This window comes from Lysobacter sp. A286, from assembly GCF_054052105.1.
This window is the reverse complement of the sequence record NZ_JBSVRJ010000001.1, coordinates 1,858,425-1,881,979: the sequence shown is the minus strand read 5'-3', so window position 1 is coordinate 1,881,979 and position 23,555 is coordinate 1,858,425. Positions and strand designations below refer to the sequence as shown.

General features: G+C 64.2%; 26 protein-coding genes. 17 read left to right on the top strand and 9 right to left on the bottom strand.

The genetic code is table 11. The annotated features are described in order from the left end of the window. From ACW7G0_RS08670 to miaB, 4 genes are all read right to left on the bottom strand, one after another. Positions 1-1,062 (bottom strand): DmsE family decaheme c-type cytochrome, encoded by a 1,062-nt coding sequence (locus tag ACW7G0_RS08670; RefSeq protein ID WP_456989125.1) that lies wholly within the window; start codon positions 1,060-1,062, stop codon positions 1-3. 109 nt (positions 1,063-1,171) lie between these two features. Next, positions 1,172-1,864 (bottom strand): TetR/AcrR family transcriptional regulator, encoded by a 693-nt coding sequence (locus ACW7G0_RS08665; RefSeq protein ID WP_456989123.1) that lies wholly within the window; start codon positions 1,862-1,864, stop codon positions 1,172-1,174. A 73-nt stretch (positions 1,865-1,937) separates the two neighbouring features. After that, on the bottom strand, positions 1,938-2,384 hold the full coding sequence (azu, locus tag ACW7G0_RS08660) for an azurin (protein WP_456961012.1): 447 nt from the start codon (positions 2,382-2,384) through the stop codon (positions 1,938-1,940). Positions 2,385-2,447: 63 nt separating this feature from the next. Further along, positions 2,448-3,854 (bottom strand): tRNA (N6-isopentenyl adenosine(37)-C2)-methylthiotransferase MiaB, encoded by a 1,407-nt coding sequence (miaB, locus tag ACW7G0_RS08655; RefSeq protein WP_456989121.1) that lies wholly within the window; start codon positions 3,852-3,854, stop codon positions 2,448-2,450. Positions 3,855-4,004: 150 nt separating this feature from the next. Between miaB and ACW7G0_RS08650 the strand changes: the two genes are divergently transcribed. The 6 genes from ACW7G0_RS08650 (at position 4,005) to ACW7G0_RS08625 (ending at position 9,162) form a co-directional block, all read left to right on the top strand. Next, a complete protein-coding gene (locus ACW7G0_RS08650) occupies positions 4,005-4,943 on the top strand; it encodes a lytic transglycosylase domain-containing protein (RefSeq protein ID WP_456989119.1) in 939 nt (312 codons plus the stop codon). A gap of 136 nt (positions 4,944-5,079) precedes the next feature. Then, entirely contained in the window at positions 5,080-5,760 is a 681-nt protein-coding gene (gene petA, locus ACW7G0_RS08645; RefSeq protein ID WP_456961015.1) for a ubiquinol-cytochrome c reductase iron-sulfur subunit, read from the top strand. A 3-nt stretch (positions 5,761-5,763) separates the two neighbouring features. Continuing rightward, positions 5,764-7,023: a cytochrome b gene (locus ACW7G0_RS08640; RefSeq protein ID WP_456989117.1), complete on the top strand. Its 1,260-nt coding sequence runs from the start codon at positions 5,764-5,766 to the stop codon at positions 7,021-7,023. After that, positions 7,016-7,762: a cytochrome c1 gene (locus tag ACW7G0_RS08635; protein WP_456989115.1), complete on the top strand. Its 747-nt coding sequence runs from the start codon at positions 7,016-7,018 to the stop codon at positions 7,760-7,762. Before ACW7G0_RS08640 ends, ACW7G0_RS08635 begins: the two co-directional genes overlap by 8 nt. 137 nt (positions 7,763-7,899) lie before the next feature. Next, the gene (locus ACW7G0_RS08630; RefSeq protein ID WP_456961018.1) at positions 7,900-8,535 is read left to right on the top strand and encodes a glutathione S-transferase N-terminal domain-containing protein; all 636 of its coding nucleotides are present in this window, start codon (positions 7,900-7,902) and stop codon (positions 8,533-8,535) included. Positions 8,536-8,607: 72 nt separating this feature from the next. Continuing rightward, positions 8,608-9,162, top strand: coding sequence for a ClpXP protease specificity-enhancing factor (locus ACW7G0_RS08625; protein WP_456989113.1), 555 nt, complete (start codon positions 8,608-8,610; stop codon positions 9,160-9,162). Here the strand turns inward: ACW7G0_RS08625 and ACW7G0_RS08620 are convergent. Genes ACW7G0_RS08620 through ACW7G0_RS08610 form a run of 3 tightly spaced genes read right to left on the bottom strand, consistent with a single transcriptional unit; the run spans position 9,155 to position 10,601 of the window. Beyond that, positions 9,155-9,466 (bottom strand): DUF3301 domain-containing protein, encoded by a 312-nt coding sequence (locus tag ACW7G0_RS08620; RefSeq protein WP_456961020.1) that lies wholly within the window; start codon positions 9,464-9,466, stop codon positions 9,155-9,157. The two genes, ACW7G0_RS08625 and ACW7G0_RS08620, sit on opposite strands and share 8 nt — an antisense overlap. Positions 9,467-9,468: 2 nt before the next feature. Further along, positions 9,469-10,335, bottom strand: a complete 867-nt coding sequence (gene nadC, locus ACW7G0_RS08615) for a carboxylating nicotinate-nucleotide diphosphorylase (RefSeq protein WP_456989111.1) — start codon at positions 10,333-10,335, stop codon at positions 9,469-9,471. Next, entirely contained in the window at positions 10,332-10,601 is a 270-nt protein-coding gene (locus tag ACW7G0_RS08610; protein ID WP_456989109.1) for a Trm112 family protein, read from the bottom strand. Before ACW7G0_RS08610 ends, nadC begins: the two co-directional genes overlap by 4 nt. 92 nt (positions 10,602-10,693) lie before the next feature. On the opposite strand from ACW7G0_RS08610, the gene purE reads away from it, so the two are divergent. After that, on the top strand, positions 10,694-11,197 hold the full coding sequence (gene purE / locus ACW7G0_RS08605) for a 5-(carboxyamino)imidazole ribonucleotide mutase (RefSeq protein ID WP_456961023.1): 504 nt from the start codon (positions 10,694-10,696) through the stop codon (positions 11,195-11,197). Continuing rightward, positions 11,194-12,348, top strand: coding sequence for a 5-(carboxyamino)imidazole ribonucleotide synthase (locus ACW7G0_RS08600; RefSeq protein WP_456989107.1), 1,155 nt, complete (start codon positions 11,194-11,196; stop codon positions 12,346-12,348). Before purE ends, ACW7G0_RS08600 begins: the two co-directional genes overlap by 4 nt. Before the next feature lie 50 nt (positions 12,349-12,398). Here ACW7G0_RS08600 and sodB read toward each other — a convergent pair whose 3' ends face one another. Further along, positions 12,399-12,977 (bottom strand): superoxide dismutase [Fe], encoded by a 579-nt coding sequence (gene sodB / locus ACW7G0_RS08595; protein WP_456989105.1) that lies wholly within the window; start codon positions 12,975-12,977, stop codon positions 12,399-12,401. A gap of 120 nt (positions 12,978-13,097) precedes the next feature. Between sodB and grxD the strand changes: the two genes are divergently transcribed. The 5 genes from grxD to ppnN all read left to right on the top strand — a co-directional run bounded on the left by grxD (position 13,098) and on the right by ppnN (position 19,678). Next, positions 13,098-13,418, top strand: a complete 321-nt coding sequence (gene grxD / locus ACW7G0_RS08590) for a Grx4 family monothiol glutaredoxin (RefSeq protein ID WP_456961026.1) — start codon at positions 13,098-13,100, stop codon at positions 13,416-13,418. After that, on the top strand, positions 13,415-14,179 hold the full coding sequence (locus tag ACW7G0_RS08585) for an SDR family NAD(P)-dependent oxidoreductase (protein ID WP_456989103.1): 765 nt from the start codon (positions 13,415-13,417) through the stop codon (positions 14,177-14,179). Before grxD ends, ACW7G0_RS08585 begins: the two co-directional genes overlap by 4 nt. Before the next feature lie 10 nt (positions 14,180-14,189). Further along, positions 14,190-14,783 carry a MarC family protein gene (locus tag ACW7G0_RS08580; RefSeq protein WP_456961027.1) on the top strand — a complete coding sequence of 198 codons (594 nt, stop codon included), beginning with the start codon at positions 14,190-14,192 and terminating at the stop codon, positions 14,781-14,783. A gap of 216 nt (positions 14,784-14,999) precedes the next feature. Further along, entirely contained in the window at positions 15,000-18,197 is a 3,198-nt protein-coding gene (locus ACW7G0_RS08575) for a TonB-dependent receptor (protein WP_456989101.1), read from the top strand. 98 nt (positions 18,198-18,295) lie between these two features. After that, positions 18,296-19,678, top strand: a complete 1,383-nt coding sequence (gene ppnN, locus ACW7G0_RS08570; protein ID WP_456989099.1) for a nucleotide 5'-monophosphate nucleosidase PpnN — start codon at positions 18,296-18,298, stop codon at positions 19,676-19,678. Between the two features lie 111 nt (positions 19,679-19,789). Here ppnN and ACW7G0_RS08565 read toward each other — a convergent pair whose 3' ends face one another. After that, positions 19,790-20,812, bottom strand: coding sequence for a sensor histidine kinase (locus ACW7G0_RS08565; RefSeq protein WP_456989097.1), 1,023 nt, complete (start codon positions 20,810-20,812; stop codon positions 19,790-19,792). Between the two features lie 166 nt (positions 20,813-20,978). On the opposite strand from ACW7G0_RS08565, the gene ACW7G0_RS08560 reads away from it, so the two are divergent. From ACW7G0_RS08560 to ACW7G0_RS08545, 4 genes are read left to right on the top strand one after another with little or no spacing between them, the layout of a single operon-like run. Then, a complete protein-coding gene (locus ACW7G0_RS08560; protein WP_456989095.1) occupies positions 20,979-21,533 on the top strand; it encodes a GspH/FimT family pseudopilin in 555 nt (184 codons plus the stop codon). Positions 21,534-21,561: 28 nt separating this feature from the next. After that, complete coding sequence (pilV, locus tag ACW7G0_RS08555) at positions 21,562-22,026, top strand: type IV pilus modification protein PilV (RefSeq protein ID WP_456989093.1); 465 nt, start codon at positions 21,562-21,564, stop codon at positions 22,024-22,026. 35 nt (positions 22,027-22,061) lie between these two features. After that, entirely contained in the window at positions 22,062-23,003 is a 942-nt protein-coding gene (locus ACW7G0_RS08550; protein WP_456989489.1) for a PilW family protein, read from the top strand. Next, complete coding sequence (locus tag ACW7G0_RS08545; protein ID WP_456989091.1) at positions 23,000-23,554, top strand: pilus assembly PilX family protein; 555 nt, start codon at positions 23,000-23,002, stop codon at positions 23,552-23,554. The genes ACW7G0_RS08550 and ACW7G0_RS08545 overlap by 4 nt, the downstream gene beginning before the upstream one ends. Position 23,555: the final 1 nt, after the last annotated feature.

The following is a 23,555-nucleotide window of genomic DNA, read 5'->3' as shown; positions in this document are numbered from 1 at the left end:
TTACTTGTGAAGTCGTGGTCCGGAGGGGTTGTTGGAACCGTGGATCTGCGAATGGCAACTGATGCAGCCACGGCCCATCAGCCGCTCGTCCGGCGCGGCCCCGATGCCCAGCGACTGGCTGGTCAGCAGGTCATTGGGATGGCGGACGTGCGAGTGGCACTGCTGGCACAGCATCGGAATCGGTGCCACCAGCAGGGCGTGCTGGTTGGAGCCGTGCGGCATGTGGCAGTTCAGGCAGTTGTCGCGTACCGGCGCGTGCTCGAACAGGAAGGGCCCGCGCTTCTCCGCGTGGCACTGGTAGCAGGTCTCGTTGACGGTGTCGGTCTTGAGCAAGGCAGTGTTGAAGCCGCCGTGCGGGTTGTGGCAATCCACGCAGGCCATCTGCCCTTCCGGCAGCGGCATGTGCGAGCGACGGTTGAACTGCTGGCGGATGTCCTTGTGGCAGGTCGCACAGGTCTCGTTGATCGACGGCTTGGCCATCAGCCCTTCCGCGGACAGGCGCGCCATCGGATTGTGGCAATCGCTGCACGACAGGTCATTGCGCTGGTGGACCGAGCCTACCCACTGGTCGCGCGGACCGCCGGAGTGGCAGCCCATGCAGGTCTCGGTCTGGGTGGGGACCGGCGTGCCGCCGTCCTTGGTGAAGGCGATGATCGCGCCCTTGGCCGCGGGGTTCTCCATGTGTTTGGAGCCGGGGCCATGGCAGGCCTCGCAGGTCGGCGTTTCGGGGTTGGCTGCCAGCGCGACCTTCATTCCCAGGGCATGGCTGGTATGGGCGAAGTTCTGTTCTTCGCGGGCATGGCAGGAATTGCAGGTCTGCTCGCCGATCGGCGTGGCGTCGGCCGCCAGCGGGTTTTTCGCCACACGCGCATGCGCGAAACCGGGCGGCACATCGAAGCCGTGGCCGGCGACCGGACCTTCGCTGCCGAAGTGCGTGCTGGGTAGGTTGTATGGGTTGTCCGTCGGAGCGGTGCTTTGCGCGGCCACGGGTGCCTGCCAACCGGCGACGACAAGTACGGCAGCGGCGGCTGTCGCCAGACCCAGACCCAGGAGAATACGCATTGAACCTCACCTTCTTTGCTGGCTGGCGTAATCGGAATTACATGCCGACCATAAAGGTGACATTCAGCCTGAGTCAAGCGGAAACTGGTCCGGGTTTTCTGGCTCGGCCTCAGCGCGGCAGGGCACCCTGCAGGAAAGCATCCACGCCAGCCTCGGCGGCCTGCATGGCTGTCTCCGGGTCAGGTGTCACCAGATGACCGCTGGACATGCGCAACACCAGGTCGCCGACCATCAGCATAGCCAGATGGATCGCGGCCAGTTCGGGCCCTTGGGGCAGCACCAGCCGGCCCGCAGTCTCCTGTTGCAACAGGTACTCGGCCAGGATGTGATTGGTGGCGCCGATGGCGTGTTCGAAGTACCAGTCGCGCAATTCGGGGAAAGCGTGCCCCTCGCCGATGATGGTGCGGTGCAGTACCTGGGACTCCATCGACACCATGGTTTCCACGAAGCGCCGGGCCAGCAGGTGCAGGCCTTCTTCAGGCGGCAGTGCCGACAGGCAGAGGTCGTGGAACACGAGGGTGAATCTTTCCGCCTGTCGCTCGATGATCGCGTGCGCCAGGCCCTCCTTGTCACCGAACACGCGATACAAGGTGGCCAGCGAACCACCGGCACGGCTGACGATCTCGCTCAGGCGTGCATGGCGATAGCCTTTTTCGAGAAAGACCTGGGTCGCCGCTTCCAGGAAACGGTCGACCCGCTCCTCGCCACGCTTGCGCAGTTTGGCTGCCGGACGGGCTTTCAGCTTGGGCAGTGCCGGCGATTTGCGGATGCCCCTGGCATGGGGTTTGGCTGGAATGGTCATGGACGAATGATACGTGGCAACAAAACGGCCGCCTTTGGACAAAGGCGGCCGTCGAGGGAACACGGGGCTGGAATCACGGCACCAGGTTGAGCGTGCCCTTCATCATTGCCGAGTGGCCGGGGAAGCTGCAGAAGAACGAGTTCGGATCGGCACTCAGCTTGGCGGGATCGAAGCTGATCGAGGTGCTCTCGCCACCACCGATCACCTTCGAATGGGCGATCACGCGGGTATCGCCAGCCTTGATGTAATCGGCGTCCAGGCCGGCTTTAATGCCGTCTGCGTCGATCCCCTTCATGTCGGCGGTCTTGGCGATGACGACGTTGTGGCCCATCACGTTCTTGGCCAGCTGACCGGTGTGCTTCAGGTTGATCGTGAACGTCTTGCAGCTCTTGCTGACGTCGATCTCCTTCTTGTTGAACTGCATGGCATCGTTGCCTTCCAGATCCACCGAGCAGGTGGCGGCAAATGCGGCCGGAGCGGCCAGGGACAGGGCAACGGCGATGATGAGTGTGCGCAACATGGGATGTCCTCACGTGGATGAAGGGATGGGCGCCTTGATAGCGTCCGGCTAGTGTAATCGACGTTACATGGATGGCCGGTGAAGGATGGTTGCCCCGCTGTCCCTGCTGGTTACAGCAACGCGCCCGCGCAACGAATTGCTCATCGCATCGGTAATCACGACATCCACGAACTGCCCGACCAGCCGCCGATGACCGGCAAAGTTCACCGAGCGCATGTTTTCGGTCTTGCCGGTCAATTCGTTCGCATCCCGCCGTGAAGGCCCTTCGACCAGTACCCGCTGGATGCTGCCCACCATTGCCTCGCTGATGGTCTTTGCGTTGGCATTGACCAGCGCCTGCAGCCGCGCCAGCCGGGCGCGCTTGTCGGCATCGCTGGTGTGGTCTTCCAGGTCGGCGGCCGGGGTGCCCGGACGGCGTGAATAGATGAACGAGTAGGACTGGTCGAAGCCGACATCCTCGATCAGCTTGATGGTTTTCTCGAAGTCCGCCTCGGTCTCGCCGGGGAAGCCGACGATGAAGTCCGAGGAGATCGAGATGTCCGGTCGTACCGCCCGCAGCTTGCGGATCTTCTGCTTGAACTCCAGCGTGGTGTAGCCGCGCTTCATTGCCGCCAGTACCCGGTCGCTGCCCGCCTGCACGGGCAGGTGCAGGTAGTTGGCCAGTTCCGGCACGTCGCGGTACGCCTCCACCAGCGAGTCGGAGAACTCCAGCGGGTGCGAGGTGGTGAAGCGGATCCGGTCGATGCCGTCGATCCGGGCAATGGTACGGATCAACAGGCCGAGATCAGCGACCAATGGCTCCGCGTTCGAATCGGCTTCCACACCATAAGGGCCGCGGTAGGCGTTCACGTTCTGTCCCAGCAGGTTGACCTCGCGCACGCCTTGCGCGGCCAGTTGGGCGACCTCGACCAGCACATCCTCGAACGGCCGGCTCACCTCCTCGCCACGGGTGTAGGGCACCACGCAGAAACTGCAGTACTTGCTGCAGCCTTCCATGATCGACACGAAGGCGCTGGGCCCATCGGCGCGTGGCGTCGGCAGGCGGTCGAACTTCTCGATCTCGGGGAAGCTGATGTCGACCTGCGGCTGCCCGGTCTGGCGACGCTCGCGGATCAGTTCCGGCAGCCGATGCAGCGTTTGCGGGCCGAACACGAGATCCACATAGGGCGCCCGCTTGATGATTGCCGAGCCTTCCTGACTGGCCACGCAGCCGCCGACACCGATCAGCACCGGCCGGTCGCCGTCCTTGAGGGCCTTCCAGCGGCCCAGTTGGCTGAACACCTTGTCCTGCGCCCGCTCACGGATCGAGCAGGTATTGACCAGGATCACGTCGGCTTCTTCAATGTCGGTGGTCAGTTCCAGTCCGTCGCTGGCCGCCAGGACGTCGGCCATCTTGGCCGAGTCGTATTCATTCATCTGGCAGCCGTGGGTCTGGATGAAAAGCTTGCCGCGGGCAGGGGTATCGGTCATGGCGGGTTCCGGGAGGGGCGGCGGTTAATCCGCGCCGGAGGGTGACTGGAACCGGATAGTCTAGCCGCTGAAGCGGCCGCATCGGGGCGTTGGTCCCGTTTCTGGGGTGAGGTGCTTGGCAACGCAAGCGTGAAAGGAGAGACTCGCGACATGAGGGGGGGTATCGCACTGTTGGGGATCGCCTGCCTGCTGGCTGCCACGCCCGTGGTCGCCGGTACCGTGTATCGCTGCGACAGTGATGACGGGGTCCGCAGTTACGTCAGCAAGCGCATTTCGGGCGCCAAGTGCAGCCCGATAAGCCGCTATACCGGCGGCGCGACCTCCGGGGCTGGCGTTTCGTCGGTCAGTGCCCCGGAAACACCCAGCGCGCCGGCGACGGTCGGCAGCACCACGGCGGTCCATTCCGCCGAAGGCCCGCCAGCCACCATCAGCACGGGCGCATCCACCGGCGCCGAGGGCGGCCTGATGACCAACGCCGCGCCGGTCAGCTCGGTCACGCCGGGGTCGAAAGGCGCCCGGCGAGTCCAGGGGCAGGTGTATTCCTACATCAAGGATGGCGTGCGTCACTACACCAGCGCGCGTCCCCAGGGGGTGGCACGCGCGGGGCCGGTGCGCACGATCAAGTACAGCTTCCTGGAAACCTGTTTCGCGTGTGGCACCGCTTCGGGAGTCAACTTCAGCAATGTCCGGCTCAATACCGATGCCTACCGCGCGGAGATCGCTGCGGCGGCGCGCAAACATGGGGTCGATGAGGCAATCGTCCGCGCGATCATCCATGCCGAGTCCTCGTTCAACCCCAACGCGCTGTCGCGGGTCGGCGCCCAGGGCTTGATGCAGCTGATGCCCGCGACCGCACGCCGTTTCAAAGTGGGCAACGCCTTCGATGCGGGCCAGAACATCCTTGGCGGGGTGGAGTACCTGGCGTGGCTGCTGAAGCGCTTCGATGGCAACCTGACCCTGGCGGCGGCGGGATACAACGCCGGTGAAGGCGCGGTGGACAAGTACAAGGGGGTGCCGCCGTACAGCGAGACCCAGCGCTACGTAAAACGCGTCGGGGTGCTCGCCGACCGGTACCGGGCAGCACAATAGGGCGTGTCAAAACGCCGCGGCGATTGTCGAGCTGTTCATCCTTCCGTTACACTTCCTGCCTTTATGAGCCGCCAACCGCAACCAATCGGGTCGGTTGTGTGGCGGAACTTCGATTACCAGCTTTACGGAGTGCCGGATGGCCAATCCAGGGATCAATGATCCTCATCACGATCCTGCCAGTGGATCCGTCAGTAACCCGGTCAGCAAGCCCGCTGACCTGGGGCGCCGCCGGTTCCTGACGGCGACCACCAGCGTGGTGGGTGCGGTGGGCGCCGGTTTCCTGGCGGTGCCGTTCATCAAGTCGTGGAACCCGAGCGAGCGTGCCAAGCAGGCCGGTGCGCCGATCACTGTCGACATCAGCGCGCTCGAAGTGGGTCAGCGCTTGATGCGCGAGTGGCGTGGCCAGCCGATCTGGGTCGTGCGTCGTTCCGAGGCGATCCTGCAGGCGTTGCCCACCCTGGACGACCACCTGCGCGACCCGATGTCGGAGAATCCGGAACAGCAGCCGGCGTATGTGATTGCCGAGCATCCGGAATTGCGCTCGATCAAGCCGGCGGTCTCGGTTCTGGTCGGCATCTGCACCCACCTGGGCTGCTCGCCGGAGATGAAGGCCGAGATCCGGCCCGAGCCGTTCGACCCGAACTGGAAAGGCGGCTACTTCTGCCCCTGCCACAAGTCGAAATTCGACATGGCCGGACGCGTGTACGAGGGGGTGCCGGCGCCAACCAACCTGGTTGTGCCGCCGCATTACTACAAGGACGACGCCACCATCGTGGTCGGCCTCGATCCCCCGTCTTCCAACCAGGGAGCAGCCTGAGTCATGGCGAACATCTTCACCCGTAGCGCCAATGGCGTGATGGATTGGGTCAACGAGCGCGCGCCGGGCATGATGCCGGTCTACCGCAAGCACATGACCGAGTATTACGCCCCGAAGAACTTCAACGTCTGGTACTACTTCGGCGTGTTGGCGATGGTGGTGCTGGTCAACCAGATCTTCACCGGCATCTTCCTGACCATGCACTACAAGCCCAGCTCGGCGGAGGCGTTCGCTTCGGTCGAGTACATCATGCGTGACGTGGAGTGGGGCTGGCTGATCCGCTACATGCACTCCACCGGCGCATCGCTGTTCTTCGTCGTGGTGTACATACACATGTTCCGCGGGCTGATGTACGGCAGCTACCAGAAGCCGCGCGAGCTGGTGTGGATCCTGGGCATGCTGATCTACCTGGTGCTGATGGCCGAAGCCTTCATGGGCTACGTATTGCCGTGGGGCCAGATGTCGTTCTGGGGCGCGAAGGTGATCATCTCGCTGTTCGGCGCGATCCCGGTGATTGGTTCGGGCCTGACCGAATGGATCATGGGCGACTACCTGCCTTCCGACGCGACGCTGGGCCGGTTTTTCGCGCTGCACGTGATTGCGTTGCCGCTGGTGTTGCTGTTGCTGGTGGTGCTGCACATCGGTGCACTGCACGAGGTGGGTTCCAACAACCCCGACGGCGTCGAGATCAAGAAGGGTCCGAAGGGCAACCGCTGGGACGCGAACAAGCCGGCCGACGGCATCCCGTTCCACCCGTACTACACCGTGCACGACCTGGTCGGGATCGGCGTGTTCCTGATGATTGCCGCGTTCATCATCTTCTTTGCGCCCGCGTTTGGTGGCTGGTTCCTGGAGCATGACAACTTCGTGGAAGCCAACCGCCTGGTCACGCCGGAGCACATCAAGCCGGTCTGGTACTACACCCCGTTCTACGCGATGTTGCGGGTGATCCCCGACAAGCTGGGCGGCGTGATGGTGATGTTTGGTGCGATTGCGATCCTGTTCGCGGTGCCCTGGCTGGATCGCAGCAAGGTCAGGTCGATCCGTTACAAGGGCTGGATCACCAAGGCGATGCTGGCGATGCTGGTGGTCTGCTTCGTCTGGCTGGGCAAGATCGGCTCGGGTCCGGGAACCGACCCGGTCGAGACTCATATCGGCCGCGTGCTGACCTTCCTCTACTTCGCTTTCTTCATCACGATGCCGCTATGGAGCAAGCTCGACAAGACCAAGCCGGTACCGGAACGGGTAACGATGCATGAATAAGTCCATGTTTGGCCGAATTACTGTTTTTGTCGCAGGCATGCTGGTCTCGGCCGCAGCGTTTGCGGCCAGCGGCGGCGGCCTGTTGCAGGCTGGGACCAATCTCAACGACGAAGGCTCTCTGCAGCGCGGTGCCCAGCTGTACATGAACTATTGCTCGGCTTGCCATTCGCTGAAGTACCTGCGGTACTCGCGGTTGGCCTCCGACCTGGGTCTGACCGAAGAGCAGGTGATGTCCAACCTGGTCTTTACCGACGCCAAGTTTGGTGACCATATCGAAGTGGCGATGCCCGAGGCCGGGGCGACCGCATGGTTCGGCAAGATGCCGCCGGACCTGAGCCTGATCTCCCGCTCCCGCGGCAGCGATTGGGTGTATACCTATCTGAAGTCGTTTTACCTGGACGAATCCGCAGCGCTGGGCTGGAACAACAAGTTGTTCCCGGACGTATCGATGCCCAACCCGTTGTGGAAGCTGCAAGGACTGCAGCACGCCGAGTACGGCGATCCCGACCCGGTCACTGGTGACAAGGTGGTCAATGGACTCACCATCACCCAGGCCGGGACACTGGACCCGGCGGCGTTTGATCGGTCGGTACGTGATATCACTGCATTCCTCGAGTACGCGGGTGAACCTGCTGCCCTCAAGCGCCAGAGCCTGGGTGTGTGGGTCATCTTGTTCCTGGCGGTGTTCACGCTGTTCGCCTGGCTCTTGAACAAAGAGTACTGGCGGGACGTGGACTAGTCAGACGCACCTGTCCATGAGCAGCCGGCGATTGGTGGCCGGCTGTGGGGGTGCGTTGCTCGAGGCCGTGACGACTGCCCGCGCTGGGTGGGCAGCGTCTTGTATCCGGCGGATTCCGGATGCTGGAGAGGTCGACAATGGCGGCGAGCCCACGTATGCGTAATGCCCTTACCCTGTTTTCCGCGAACGATTGCGTGTTGTGCCACCGGGTAAGGCTGGTGCTGGCAGCCAAGGGTGTCACGTACGATTTGATTCCGGTCGACCCCCAGGACCCACCGGAAGACCTGATCGATCTCAATCCCTACCATTCCGTGCCGACGCTGGTGGAGCGCGACCTGGTGCTCTACGCGGCAAGCGTGGTCAGCGAGTACCTCGATGAGCGTTATCCGCACCCGCCGTTGATGCCCGTGGACCCGCTGTCACGGGCCCGATTGCGCCTGGCCACCTTGCGCCTGGAAATCGACTGGGTGCCACAGGTGCAAGCGATCCAGTTGGGCACCAAGACCCAGGCCGATGCCGGCCGCAAGCGGCTGAAAGAGCTTCTGGTCGCGTCGGTGCCCTTGTTCAAGGCGTTCAAGTTTTTCCTCAATGCCGAGATGAGCCTGGCCGATTGCGCGATGGCACCGATCATCTGGCGGCTGCCCTCACTGGGCGTGGCGTTGCCGAGGGACGGCAAGTCCATCGAGGATTACGGTAGCCGGATTTTCCGTAACCCGGGCTTTGCACGCAGCCTGACCGAGCAAGAGCGGCGGCTGAACGAGTTGCCGGGCTGATCCGGGAAATCGCTCCGGAAATGGGCATCGATCCGGGTGCCCTGGCCGGGCCGGTTGGCTTAAACTGCCCACATGAGTGAACAAAGCCTCCCGATGACCAGTCATCGCCCCTACTTGCTGCGGGCACTGTACGAATGGATCGCCGACAACGGCATGACGCCGCACTTGCTGGTCGATGCCAAAGCGCCGGGTGTCCGGGTGCCGGCCAGCGCAGTAAGCGACGGCCGGATCGTGCTCAATATCGCCGACCGCGCCGTGTCCGCGCTGGAAATGAGCAACGAATCCATTCGTTTCAGCGCCCGTTTTGGCGGTGTCAGCCAGTCAATTTCGGTGCCGGTGGGTGCGGTGCTGGCGATCTACGCACGTGAGACCGGGCACGGTATGGCCCTGCCCGATGACGTCGGTGTGGAGGCGGGCGCTGCGGATGGTGCCGGTATCGACTCGGCCAGTGCTGCCCGGCCCGGCACCGATGATGGCGCTGCCGAGTCCGCTCGCCCGTCCCTGAGTGCGGTGCCCAGCGACCCGGCCGCAGCATCGCCTGCCAACGGCGATCGTGATGATGGTCCCGACGATGGTTCGGACGGTCCCGGGCCGCGCCGTGGCGGACACCTGAGGGTGGTCAAGTAGGCGGGCTGACCGGTCCGATAAACGACACCAGACGGTTGCCGCGCAATACCAGCCGGCCGACGTGTCGGTCCTCGCCATCGCGGGAATAGTCGAAGCGGAACGTACGTTCCCATCCCAGCCAACCATCATGGCCACGGCACAGTCGTAGACCAATGGCATGCACGCTCTGGTCCAGCCATTGGACCCCCGCTGCATTGCAGGCGTCGCGCCCCACCTCTTCGGCGCGCTCGGCCGCTCCACGTCCTGCGCTCCAGAACGCGAAGCCAGCGCCGGCGACCAGCATGATGATCAGCAGGGTCGGCATGGTCAGCCCGTCGCGGGCGGCGAGCCGAGCTTGAGCGACAGGTCGATCGCCTGCACATGCTTGGTCAGCCCACCGATGGAGATGCAATCGACGCCGTCCTCGGCAATGGCGCGAAGTCCGGGCAGGTCGACACCGCCGGAGACTTCCAACGGCACCCGGCGCGCGTGCGCCGCGTTGATCCGGACCGCCTCGCGCCGGGTGGGAGCATCGAAGTTGTCGATCAGGATGCGGTCGCAGCCGACCTCCAGCGCCTCGCGCAGTTCGGCCAGGGTCTCGACTTCGACGATCAGCGGCAACGACGGTTGTGCTGAGCGCGCCGCATTGACCGCTGCGGTCAGCGATCCGGACGCGCGCACATGGTTCTCCTTCAGCATCACCACGTCAAACAGGCCCATGCGGTGGTTGCTCCCGCCGCCGACACGCACGGCGTACTTCTGCGCCTGGCGCAAACCGGGGATGGTCTTGCGGGTGTCGAGGATCTTTGCCCGGGTGCCGCTTACCGCCGCGACGTAGCTCGCGGTGGTGGTGGCGGTCGCCGACAGGGTCTGCATGAAATTCAGTGACGTGCGCTCGGCGCTGACCAGCGCGCGCGCCCGCCCGCTCAGCAGAGCCAATACGGTGCCGGCGGTCACGTGGTCGCCTTCGTTTACCTTCCAGTCGATCCGGACCTGCGGGTCCAGCGCGCGGTGGCAGGTATCGAACCACGGCCGCCCGCACACCACGGCATCCTGCTTGCACAGCAGGTAGGCGGTGTCGGCGGTATCGGGTAGTAGCGCGGCAGTGACGTCGCCGCTGCCAAGGTCTTCGGCCAACGCACTGGCGACGTCGGCGTCAACCGCACGCTGGGGCGGGTGGAAGTCGGGCGTCATGCCGACGGAAATCCATCGACCTGCGCGGTCATGATCGCCTCGTCGCCCAGCAACACGGGAATGCCGTCGTCGACCCGGTAGACGCGTTTGCGGTCAGCGGTCACCAGGGCCTCACGCAGCGGCTCGACCTGGGGGCCGCCGTCGTCCCGGGATACGGTGGTGCCGGCGATCGCGTCATTCAGTACTTGCAACCCACGTCCCTCGAGCATGGCTAATGGCTGGCGGGTGATCGGGCAGACGAGCAGATCGAGCAACTTGCGGTCCATGGGGTGGGAGTCTCCAGTTCATTCGGGATGTGCACACGCATGGCGCTTGCGTGCATGCCCGGTAGAATACCGTTTTGCCGCAGGGTCCAACCATGACAGACACCGCACCGAGGCCGCTGGTCGGCATCGTGATGGGTTCGCGCTCCGACTGGGAGACGATGCAGCACGCCGTCGCACGACTGGAAGCGCTGGGTGTTGCCCACGAGGTGCGAGTGGTTTCCGCGCACCGCACGCCCGATGCGCTGTTCGACTATGCCGCCAGTGCGGCTGGTCGAGGCCTGCGCGCCATCATCGCCGGTGCCGGCGGCGCGGCGCACCTGCCGGGCATGCTGGCGTCCAAGACCACGGTGCCGGTGCTGGGCGTGCCGGTGCAGAGCAAGGCGCTCAACGGCATGGACTCGCTGCTGTCGATCGTGCAGATGCCCGCCGGTGTCCCGGTGGCCACTTTCGCCATTGGTGATGCGGGCGCGGCCAACGCGGCGCTGTTCGCGGCGGCCATGCTGGCGGTCGAGTATCCGGCGGTCGGCGAGGCATTGGCCCAGTTCCGGGAACGGCAAACCAACGACGTCGCCCGCAACGACGACCCGCGTCGATGAGCACGGTCGGCATTCTCGGTGGTGGCCAGCTGGCCCGGATGATGGCCTTGGCGGGTGCTCCGCTGGGGTTGCGTTTCCTGGTCATGGACACCGCTGCCGATGCCTGCGCCGGCCAGTTCGCGCCGATGGTGGTGGGCGATTACGTGGACCAGGAGGCATTGGGCGAGTTTGCGTCCCGCATCGACGTGGCCACGTTTGATTTCGAGAACGTGCCGGCCGAGTCGGCCAAATGGCTGGTCGATCGGGTCCCGGTATTCCCCAACCCGCGCGCGCTGGGTACCGCCCAGGACCGGCTGGCCGAAAAGACCCTGTTCCGCGAGCTCGGCATCCCGGTGCCCGACTTCGCCGTGGTCGATACCCGCGAACAGCTCGACCAGGCGATCGCCAGCGTCGGGCTGCCGTGCATCCTGAAAACCCGGCGTCTGGGCTATGACGGCAAGGGGCAGTTCCGGATCCGCACCGCAGGCGACGCCGACGACGCCTGGGCGGCACTGGGCGCGCAAGCGGCGAAGGTGGGCCTGATCCTGGAAGGCTTTGTTCACTTCCAGCGTGAGTTGAGCGTTGTCGCCGTGCGCGGACGTGATGGCGAGTTCCGCACCTGGCCGCTGACCGAGAACTGGCACGTCGACGGCGTGTTGTCGGCCAGTCTGGCACCGGCGAGCGTCGACGATGGACTGGCCGAGCGTGCGTTTGCCTATGCACGCAAGCTGGCCGATGCGCTGGACTATGTCGGGGTGCTGGCGCTGGAGCTGTTCTGCCGCGACGGTGAACTGCTGGCGAACGAGCTCGCGCCGCGGGTGCACAACTCCGGGCACTGGACCATTGAGGGTGCGGAGACGAGCCAGTTCGAGAACCACCTGCGTGCAGTGCTCGGCCGACCGCTGGGTTCCACGCGGATGCTCGGTCACGCCTGCATGCTCAACTGGATCGGCGCGATGCCCGAGGCCAACCCGATACTGGCCGAGCCGTCAGGTCATTGGCACGACTACGGCAAGGCTGCGCGGGAAGGGCGCAAGGTCGGCCATGCCACCTTGCGGGCCGACTCCACCGACGAGCTGGTCACCGCATTGGAGAGGGTCGGCGCAGCGCTGGGGCGCGAGGCGCAAGTCTCCCCGGTAATCGCCAGGTTGCAGGGCGATCTGCAAAAATAAAAAAACGGCCGGGTCGCCCCGGCCGCTCATGTCGTGCATCAACCGTCCGCTTACTTCATGTTCGAAGCAACGAACTCCCAGTTGACCAGGTTCCAGAACGACTCCACGTACTTCGGCCGCGCATTGCGGTAGTCGATGTAGTAGGCGTGCTCCCACACGTCGCAGGTCAGCAACGCGGTGTCGCTGCCGGTCAGCGGGGTGTTGGCGTTGGTGGTGCTGACCAGTGCCAGCGAACCATCGGCGCGCTGCACCAGCCAGCCCCAGCCGGAACCGAAAGTCTTGATCGCGGTGTCGCTGAACTGCTGCTTGAACTTGGCGAAATCACCAAATGCCTTATTGATGGCGTCCAGCACCTTGCCGGTAGGCTCGCCGCCGCCGTTGGGTGACAGGCAGTTCCAGTAGAAGGTGTGGTTCCAGACCTGCGCGGCGTTGTTGAACATGCCGCCCTGGGACTTGCGGATGATGTCCTCCAGCGGCATGTCGGCGAATTCGGTGCCCTCGATCATCTTGTTGAGGTTGTCGACGTACGCCTTGTGATGCTTGCCGTAGTGGTAGTCCAGCGTCTCCGCCGAGATGTGCGGCTCAAGCGCGTTCTTGTCGTAGGGCAGGGGAGGCAGTTCGATGGCCATTGGCGGGCTCCTGATGAAGGTAACTCTGGGGAACAGCAAAAGATTACAATCTCCATTCTATCCCCACCCCATGTTGCGTGGCCGTCAATGGTCACGGCAAGCCAACCCAGGAGCGCGCCAATGTCGGTGATCGAGCGGATCCAGGCCCAGGTCGAGAGCCACCCGGTCGTGTTGTTCATGAAGGGCACGGCGGAGTTCCCGATGTGCGGCTTCTCCAGTCGCGCGGTGCAGGCGTTGCACGCCGCCGGCGCTACCCGGCTGCATACCTTCAACGTGCTGGAGGACCCGGAGGTCCGCGCCAACCTGCCGCGTTATTCCAACTGGCCGACCTTCCCGCAGCTGTTTATCCATGGTGAGCTGATCGGCGGCTGCGACATCACTGTCGAGCTGCAGGAGTCGGGGGAGCTGGCGCGGATGATCAGCGAGACCCAGGCCCAGTGAACTCGGGGGCAGGCACTTCTGATCCGGGCACGGCTGCTGCCGCCACGCCGGACTTGCGCGACCGCGTGGTCCTGGTCACCGGTGCCCATGGTGGTTTGGGCAGTGTTGCGGCCAAGGCTTGCGCGCGCGCGGGCGCGACTGTGGTGTTGCTGGGCCGCAAGCTGCCCGGGTTGAACCGGGTCCATGATGCGGTCGTTGCCGACGGCGCCGCTGCATTGCTGTATCCGTTGGACCTTGTAGGCGCATCGCCGGATGATTACGCCGAGATGGCCACGCGCATCGACGCCGAGCTTGGACGCCTCGACGGCGTGTTGCATTGTGCCGCCGACTTTTCCGGATTGACTCCGTTGCTGCATACCGATCCGGCCGCGTTCGCGCGCGAGATCCACGTCAACCTGACTGCACCTTGGTGGCTCAGCCAGGCGTGCCTGCCATTGCTGGAAAAATCCGAAGATGCGGCGCTGGTGTTCGCCATCGACGACCTGGCCCGGGTCGGCAAGGCGTTCTGGGGCGGTTATGGAATCGCCCAGCATGGCCTTGCCAGCCTGGTCGGCATGTTGCACGCGGAACTGGCCAACTCGCCGGTACGCGTCAGCGGGTTGCAACCCGGGCCGATGCGTACGCCGCTGCGGGCCAAGGCCTATGTCGAGGAAACCCTGCACCTGGCCGATGATCCCCAGGCCTATGCGCAATCCTGCGTGACCCTGCTGTCGAGCGCCGGCGCGATCCATCGCGGCCAGGTCTGGGCACCCAAGCCGTGAGCGTCGCCGCATGACCATCGCCTCCGCCGCGCTGCTGCTGTTCCTGATCCTGGATCCGTTGGGCAATATCCCGATCTTCCTGAGCCTGTTGCGCACGCTGCCACCGGAGCGGCAACGCTTCGTGCTGGCGCGCGAGCTGTTGATCGCCCTGGTCGTCCTGATGCTGTTCCTGTGGGGCGGCAAGTACGCGCTGGAAGTGATGCACCTGCGCCAGGACTCGGTCGCGATCGCCGGCGGTATCGTCTTGTTCCTGATCGGCATCCGGATGATCTTCCCGCCGCCGGAGGGGCTGATGGGCGCGTTGCCTGACGGTGAGCCCTTCATCGTGCCGCTGGCGATCCCACTGATCGCCGGCCCGTCCGGCATGGCCGCGGTACTGCTGATGGGCAGCAACGAGCCCGACCGCCTGGGTGAGTGGAGCCTGGCGCTGCTGATCGCCTGGGGCTTGACCGCGGCGATCCTGTTCTCGGCGACCTATCTGTACAAGTGGCTCGGCTCGCGCGTGCTCAGCGCAGTGGAGCGCTTGATGGGCATGTTGCTGGTCGCGATCTCGGTACAGATGTTCCTTGATGGGCTGGTCGGATACCTGGCGGTCGCGTCCTGACCAACGCCTTGCCGGGGCTCCGCAGGGCGGGTATATGATCCAGCGACCGTGGGGGAGACGGTCATAATTCTGTAAAACATCCGCTCTAGTATGTCGCCATGTTAATATGACGTTAACTGGCAACCACCAGTTTTTTTGCGTCAACACCCAAGAAAGCCCTGCCGTCGCCCCACCGATGGTCACGTCCAGTTACCCACCGCCTCGAGGCCCTTCGTCATGAACCACCCCAGCCGCATCCGGTTGTCCAAGCTCACCCTGGGACTGCTCGTAGTCCTTGCTTCTGCTCCCGCATTCGCACAGAGCACTTCCGCCGGTCTTGGTGGTCAGGTGTCTGGTGCCGACGGCCAGCCGGTTGCCGGCGCGGAGGTCACCATCGTGCATGACGAATCGGGCACGGTCAGTCGCGTCACCACCGACGCCAGCGGGCGCTATACCGCGCGAGGCCTGCGCGTGGGTGGGCCGTACACCGTCACCATCAACAAGGCGGGTGCGGGGTCCTCTTCAGAGGACGACGTGTACCTGGCCCTGAACCAGGTGGGCACCGTTAATGTGCAACTCGACAACGATGTCACCACGCTGACGACGGTGCAGGCGGTTGCCACCGGAGTTGGCTCGGAGATATTCAGTGCCACCAAGATGGGCACCGGCACCAACGTTACCCAGGAGCAGATCGATTCGTTGCCGTCAGCCAGTCGCAACATCCAGGACTACATTCGCCTGGATCCGCGCATTGCGCAGACCGACAAGGGTGACGGCGCGATCTCGGCTGGCGGCCAGAACTCGCGTTTCAACGTGATCCGGATCGACGGCGTCAACAGCAGCGATCCGTTCGGCCTGGAAGCCAACAACATGCCGACCATGCGGCAGCCGGTCTCGATGGATGCGATCGAAGAGATCAACATCGACCTGGCCAACTACGACACCACCATCGCCGGCGGCACCGGCGCGATCGTCAACGCGGTCACCAAGTCCGGCACCAACGAGTTCCACGGTTCCGCCTACTTCGCCATGCGTGACGGTGACTGGGTCCGCGAAGACCTGGCGGGCGAGGAGTTCCAGGGCTTCGACAAGGAAGAGACCTACGGCTTCACCCTGGGTGGCCCGCTGATCAAGGACAAGTTGTTCTTCTTCGCCAACTACGAGCAGTTCACCCGTACCGCCCCGGGCGTCAGCCTGGTGGGTACCCCGTACGGCCGTGGCGAGATCACCGATGCCGACATCGCCCGCGTGCAGGCTGCAGCCCAGGGCTACGGCTTTGACGCCGGTGGCATGACCCCGCCGGCCAGCGCCGAGACCGATATCGAGGAATACGCGCTCAAGCTGGACTGGAACATCAACGACGATCACCGCGCCGCGCTGCGTTACAGCAAGCTCGAGCAGTCGGTGCCGCAGATCCCGGGTTTTGACAGCGGCGGCATCTCGCTGCGCAGCCATTGGTATGACCAGAACAAGGTCTTCGAGAGCGTGGTCGGTGAGCTCTTCAGCAACTGGAGCGACAACTTCACCACCGAGTTCAAGGTCTCGCGTCGCGACTACTCGTCGATCGCGTCCAACTACGCCAACTTGCCCGGCATCATCATCGATGACGGTGAAAACACCATCAACCTGGGTACCGAGCGCAACCGCCACGCCAACGTGGTCGACACCGAGCAGACCACCCTGTTCGGCGCGGGTACCTGGTATGTGGGCGACCATGCCATCAAGTTCGGTTTCGACTATGAGGACAACGACGTCCTCAATTACTACGGCCGCGACATCAACGGCGTCTACACCTTCGACAGCATCGAGGACTTCGAGAACAACAATCCCTCGCGCTACCAGGTGCGCGCCCCGCGTCCGGGTGGCAGCTACGCGGACATCCCGGCGGCGTACAACTTCAAGAACACCGGTGTGTTCATCCAGGACGACTGGGCGGTCAATTACAACCTGAGCCTGATGTTCGGCGTGCGCTTGGACATGCCGGAGTTCGGCAACAGCCCGATCTACAACCCGAGGATCCAGGAGATCTACGGCTACGACAACTCCGTCACCCTGGACAAGAAGCTGGTGCAGCCGCGCTTCGGCTTCAACTACACCTTCGATACCGATCGTCCGACCCAGTTGCGTGGCGGCGTCGGCCTGTTCCAAGGTGGCAACCCCAACGTCTGGCTGGCCGGCCCGTTCCAGAACACCGGCCTGAACTTCGACTCCTATGATTTCCGTGGCGACGCCACCCCGGGGTTCGACGCGAGCCTTCCGCCGACAGTCGCCGGTGGCGATGTTGGCACCCCGCTGATCACCGCCGACATCATGGCGCCGGGCCTGGCCCTGCCGTCGATCTGGAAGGCGAACCTGGCGATCGACCACGAACTGCCGTGGTACGGCCTGGTCGGCTCGGCCGAGTTGCTGGTGACCAAGAACAAGGACGCGCTGTGGTTTGACCGCATCGACGTGGGCGGCGCCACCTACCAGGGCCAGGACGGCCGGATGATCTACTGGAACGCGGCGGGCCTGGACCCGGCCAATGCCGGCCGGTTCGGTATCGATGCGGGACTCAATGGCGCCGGTGACCGCGCCAACAAGGACCCGGGTGTCAATCAGGCCATCGTGATCCGCAACACCAACAAGGGCTCGGCGCGTCAGCTGACGCTCTCGCTGTCCAAGCCGATGGTCGAGAACTGGGGCTGGAGCGTGGGCTATACCCACACCGACGCCACCGAGTTCAGCCCGGCCACCAGCTCGCAGAACTCCTCGAACTGGAACAACTCACTGGTGTTCAACACCAACGAGCCGGTTGGCTACAACTCGCGTTACGCGATCCGCGACCGCTTCACCGGTGCGGTCACCTGGCAGAAGGACCTGTTCGGCGACAACACCACCAGCGTCGGCATGTTCTATGAAGGCCGTGCGGGTCGTCCGTACAGCTACATCTTCTACAACGACGTCAACGGCGACAGTGCAGAGACCAACGACCTGTTCTACGTGCCGTCGGGTCCGGGTGACGTGATGTGGACCGGTGGCGCCGAGATGGAGCAGGAGTTCTTCGACTGGATGGCGAGCAGCGCCCCCGAGCTGCAGCGTTACCGTGGCCAGGTGGCTCCGGCCAACGAGTTCCGGGCCAGCTGGGTCAACACCTTCGACGTCCGCATCAGCCAGGAGATTCCGGCGTTCTTCAAGGGCCACAAGGCCGAGATCGCGCTGGACATCATGAATTTCGGCAACCTGCTCAACAAGGATTGGGGCGTGGTCGAGGACTACGGCTTCTTTGCGACCCGCCGTGTAGCCAATTACGCCGGTATCGATCCGGACACCGGCAAGTACATCTACAACTTCAGCGGTTCCACCGACAACGAGAACATCCAGGACGGTGCAGGCCGCTCCAACCCGGGTATCTCGCGCTGGTCGGCGATGCTGAGCTTCAAGTACAAGTTCTGATCACACTCGGAATGCAGTAATCCAACGGCCGGGGCAACCCGGCCGTTTTTGTGTGCGCTAAAGTCGTCCACCAGAAGAACCATAATCAAGGGAACCCAATGACCGCCCCCACCAACGCGACCCTGCCGACTGTTAATGCCCGCATCCATCCACGCGGTGGCCTGGACCTGCTGTCGCGTGCGGAAGTCGCGCGCCTTGCCGATGCCTCGGCCGGCGGCATGCATGACCTGTTGCGCCGTTGTGCACTGGCCGTGCTCACCAGCGGCAGTGCCTCGGACGACCCGCGCGCCGCGCAGGAGCTGTACCCGGACTTCGATATCCAGGTCCACCAGCAGGACCGCGGCGTGCGCATCGACCTGCAACATGCCCCGGCGATGGCCTTCGTCGACGGCCAGATCATCCGCGGCGTCGCCGAACTGCTGGCCGCCGTGGTGCGCGACCTGGCGTATCACGCGATCGACCTCGGTGTGGATGCCGGCCGTGACCTGGACAGCAGCAACGGCATCACCGATGCGGTATTCGGCCTGTTGCGCAACGCGCACGTGTTGCTGCCCGCCGACCCCAATCTGGTGGTGTGCTGGGGCGGCCACTCGATCAGTCGCGAGGAGTACCTCTACACCAAGGAGGTCGGCTACCACCTGGGCCTGCGCGGCCTGGACATCTGCACCGGCTGCGGCCCCGGCGCGATGAAGGGGCCGATGAAAGGCGCCACCATCGCCCACGCCAAGCAACGCAAGCGCCGGATGCGCTACATCGGCGTGACCGAGCCCGGCATCATCGCCGCCGAATCGCCCAACCCGATCGTCAACCACCTGGTGATCATGCCGGACATCGAGAAGCGGCTGGAGGCCTTCATTCGCATCGGCCACGGCATCATCGTGTTCCCCGGTGGCGTCGGCACCGCCGAGGAGATCCTGTACCTGTTGGGCATCCTGCTGCGCGAGGAGAACGCCGACGTACCGTTCCCGCTGGTATTCAGCGGCCCGACCGCCTCGGCGCCATACTTCGAGCAGATCGACAAGTTTATCCGCCTGACCCTGGGCGATGCGGCGACCAAGCGCTACGAGATCATCACCGGCAACCCGGTCGCGACAGCCCGGCGCATGGCCAACGGCGTGCACAAGGTGCGAGACCACCGCCTGGAGAAGCGCGACTCGTTTTTCTTCAACTGGTCGGTCAACGTGCCGTTGGAATTCCAGCGCCCGTTTGTCCCCACCCACGAAGCAATGGCCGCACTGGACCTGCACCATGGCCGCAAGCCGCATGAACTGGCCGCCGACCTGCGCCGCGCGTTCTCCGGCATCGTCGCCGGCAACGTCAAGGAAGACGGCATGCGCCGGATCGAAGAACACGGCCCGTTCGAGATCAACGGCGACCCCGAGATCATGGCGTCCCTGGACGGCCTGCTGCGCGCCTTCGTCGAGCAGCGCCGGATGAAGATCGCCGGCGATTACAAACCGTGTTACCGGGTCGTGGCCTGAGCTGCCTGCCGCCCAGGCAGGCCTGGGCAAGTCGGCTTTTGATCGTCATCCCCCCTTTTGCTCGTCATCTCCCTTTTGACCGTCATCCCCGCGAAGGCGGGGATCCATGGCTCACCCCTCGACCGGCAACCGCACCGTGGCGACAAACCGTCGGGCCTCGACCTGCGTCTGCACGCTGCCGCGGCCGCCGGTCAACGCCTCGATCCGAACCTGTGACGCATTCAACCCGACCTGGTGACCGGCAAACGACAGCCCGCCCGCCGGTGGCAGAGGGTTGCTGATCCGCACCACCACCGTGTCGGGCATGGTGCTCACGTTGACGTCGATGTCCCCGCTGGCCATCCGCTCCACGCCGTGCCGGATCGCGTTCTCCACCAGCGGCTGGATCGACAGCGCCGGTACGGTCACCGCCGGCAAATCGCGCGGCAAGTGCCAGCCAATCGTCAGGCGATCACCAAAGCGCAGCGCCTCGATCTCCAGATAGCGCCGCGCCAGCGATAGCTCGTCTTCCAGCGAAATCTGCCGCGGCCCCGCCAGCGCCGCGCGGAACAGGTCGGCCAGATCCAGCAGCAACCGCTCCGCCTCCTCCGGCCGCTCGTGCACCAGCGCCGCACCGGTGTTGAGCGTGTTGAACAGGAAGTGCGGCCGGATGCGCGCCTGTAGCGCCTGTAGCTCGGATTGCTTGGCGCGGACGGCGTGCAACCGGCCGCGCCAGTGGTTCTGGAAGGCGGCCAGGCCGAGCAGGCCAACGGCGAGCACGATGCCGGTGAGGCGCAGTACCAAAGCCATCCAGCCGCCATCTGCCATTGGCCAGACTTCGCGAGCTACCACCCAAACGGCGCCGGCGACGAGCCACGTGTTGACCAGCAGCAAGGCCACCGCTACGTAGGCGAGCCGCTGTGGCCGCACGCCACCCAGGACGCCGCGGAGCAGATACAGCGCCCCGAGCGTAAGCAGGGCAACCCACTGGATCACCAGCGACGTCAGCCCGAAATGGATCCAGCGTTCACCGTCGATTCCCGGGGCCAGCGCCAGCACGACGGCCAGGCACTCGCCCGCCAGCAACACCCAGATGATGGCCGGTGCCTGCCAGAGGGAATCCAATGGGCGTGGAGCGTCGTAGGGCTGGTGCATGGCTCGGCAAAAAAGCGGTCAGAGCGTCGCATCATGCCCGCAATTGCCCGGTATCACGACGTTGCCTGCCGTTCATTCGTGGCCAGCGGCCGTCCATCGGCTGTCGCTGGTAGTGGCTGAAGGCCCCAACTAGGGTAGGGCATTGAGCTATCCCGGGGAGGGGATGATGCAACCGGCACGCAGTCCTGCGTCACCAATCAAGCACTTGCCGATGGCGTCCAGGGCGCTCGGCTTCACCTTGGTGGAGTTGATGGTCACCATCGCCGTGGCCGCGATCTTGATGGCCATTGCGACCCCGAGTTTCACCTCGCTTATCAATAGCAATCGCCTGACCAGTTCGGCCAACGAGATGGTGGCGGTGATCCAGATTGCCCGGATGGAGGCGGTCCGACTCAATACCACCGTTGGTGTCTGCGGCGGCTGTAACGGTGCCGGCTCGCTGGTCGCCTACCTCGATGCTGATAGCAACGAGGCTTTCGATGCGGGCGAAACGATCGTTCGCGAAGCTACTGTTAACCCGGCAGTGCAGCTCACCGCTGGCGACGCTTTTGTCTTTCGTCCTGACGGGTTCGGACGCGAAGGGGCCAGTGACGTGCTGGCGAATACCTCGTATCAGTTCTGTATTCCCACCACCCGGCCCGCGGAGAACATCCGCCGGGTCAATATCGCTTCCGGCAGCCGGGTCTCGACCGACTCGAGTGACGGCGGCGGCGCCTGCTGACTTAATCGCATAACCGTGGATGACGCACATGTCCCGCAAACCTAACTACCGTTCAAAATCGCGCATGGTCGGCGTTGGCTTGATAGAGGTGCTGATCGCCGTGCTGATCATGGCGATCGGTATGCTCGGCATCGCTGCACTACAGGCTACCGCGCTGCGCAACAGCCAGAGTTCGCTGGAGCGAAGCCAGGCGGTGATTTTCAGCTACGCGATCCTGGACGCCATGCGTGCCAACCTCGAAGCCGTGGGTGTCGGTGCCTACGATCAGGCGATGACCTGTGACGCTCCTGCGGCGGGGGGCACGCTTGCCTCGAATGACCTGCACGACTGGGTGACCGCGCTGGACGCTAGCCTCGGACAAAGTGCCTGCGGACAGGTTGCATGCAATCCGGTGAACGATTCCCAGCACTGCGTCGTGACCGTCCGCTGGAACGACAGCCGGGGTAACGAGGGAGAGGCGGAGCATGAGGTCGTGACGGAGAGCGTGATATGAAACCCACAAGGCGCATCGCTGCTCGCCCGCGCTTGATGCGCGGCCTGAGCCTGATCGAACTGATGATCTCCATGCTGATCGGGCTGATGGTGGTCGGCAGCGCCATCGGCGTGTTTTTGTCGAATCAGCGGACCTACCGTACGACGGAGGCGTTGGCGCGCGTGCAGGAGAACGCACGTGTGGGCTTTGAGCTGATGGCACGTGAGGTTCGCGAAGCCGGCGGCAACCCATGCGCGCGCAACCTGCCGGTCGCCAACATCCTGGAGAACTCCGACGACGTATGGTGGAGCACGTGGGCTAACGGCGTCTTTGGCCATGACAATGGCTCGTACGTCGACTCGGTGGGCACAACCGACGCCATCGATCTGATGTCGGCCGCCTCCAACGGCGTCACGATCACTGAGACCCCATCGACCACGTCCGCCAACTTCAAGGTCAACACCAATGACCATGGCTTCGAGGTCGGCGACATCCTCATGGTCTGCGACTACAGCCAAGCCTCAATTTTCCAGGCCACCAACGTCAACCTCTCCAATGTGACGGTCGTCCACAACGCTGGTGGCTCCGTCGCGCCCGGAAACTGCACCAAGGGGCTTGGTTTGCCGGTCACCTGCACCGCTAACGGCTCGCCGAAGATCTACGACAAGAATTCCAAGATCGTCGAGTTCAAGGCCTCGCGCTGGTTCATTGCCGAAAACGGCCGGGGTAGCCGCTCGCTGTATCGAATATCGATGCGGACGGGTGCCGAGCAGCCGAAGGAAGAAGTGGCCGAAGGCATCCAGGACATGCAGGTCGAGTACTTGACACGCGACGCCGTCAGCTACGTCGATGCACCTGCAGTGGGTGTCAAATGGGAGGACGTGGTGGCCGTACGCATCACCCTCACGCTGCTCAGCAACAACAACGTCGGAACAGGCAATCAGGCACTGGAGCGGAAGATCCAGCACGTGGTCACCTTGCGGAATCGAATCTCATGAGCATCAAGGCCCCTCCGGCGATCTCGCACCAGCGTGGCGCCGCACTGATCGTCGTCCTGATCCTGCTGTTGATGATGACGCTGCTGGGTCTGGCCAGCTTGCGCGGCACGATCCTGGAAGAGCGCATGAGCGCCAACATGTACGACCGCAGCCTGGCGTTCCAGGCCGCCGAAGCGGCGCTGCGCCAGGCCGAGGCCGACTTGCTCAAGCCGGGCATCCGCGCCACTGTCCCGACGGCTGCCAACACCTGCAACGGGGCCGGACTGTGCTCGACCCCCGATCCGGAGAACGACCTGACCAACGGCGCCTATGTGGAGCGTGTCGACCGCCTCGCCTTCGCAGGCTGGATCGACGGCACCAAGGTCAGCGACCTGGGCGGGACGCCTGAGTATTTCGTCGAATACATGGGTGAAGCGCCGAGCTGGGCGCTGTGCGACCGACAGGTTCCGCGTGAGCCCACCTGCATGCGTCCCCGCTACCGGATCAGCGCACGCAGTCAGCAAGACGACCGCGCCAAGGTCGTTCTCCAATCCAACTTTGCCGGTTCGTAAC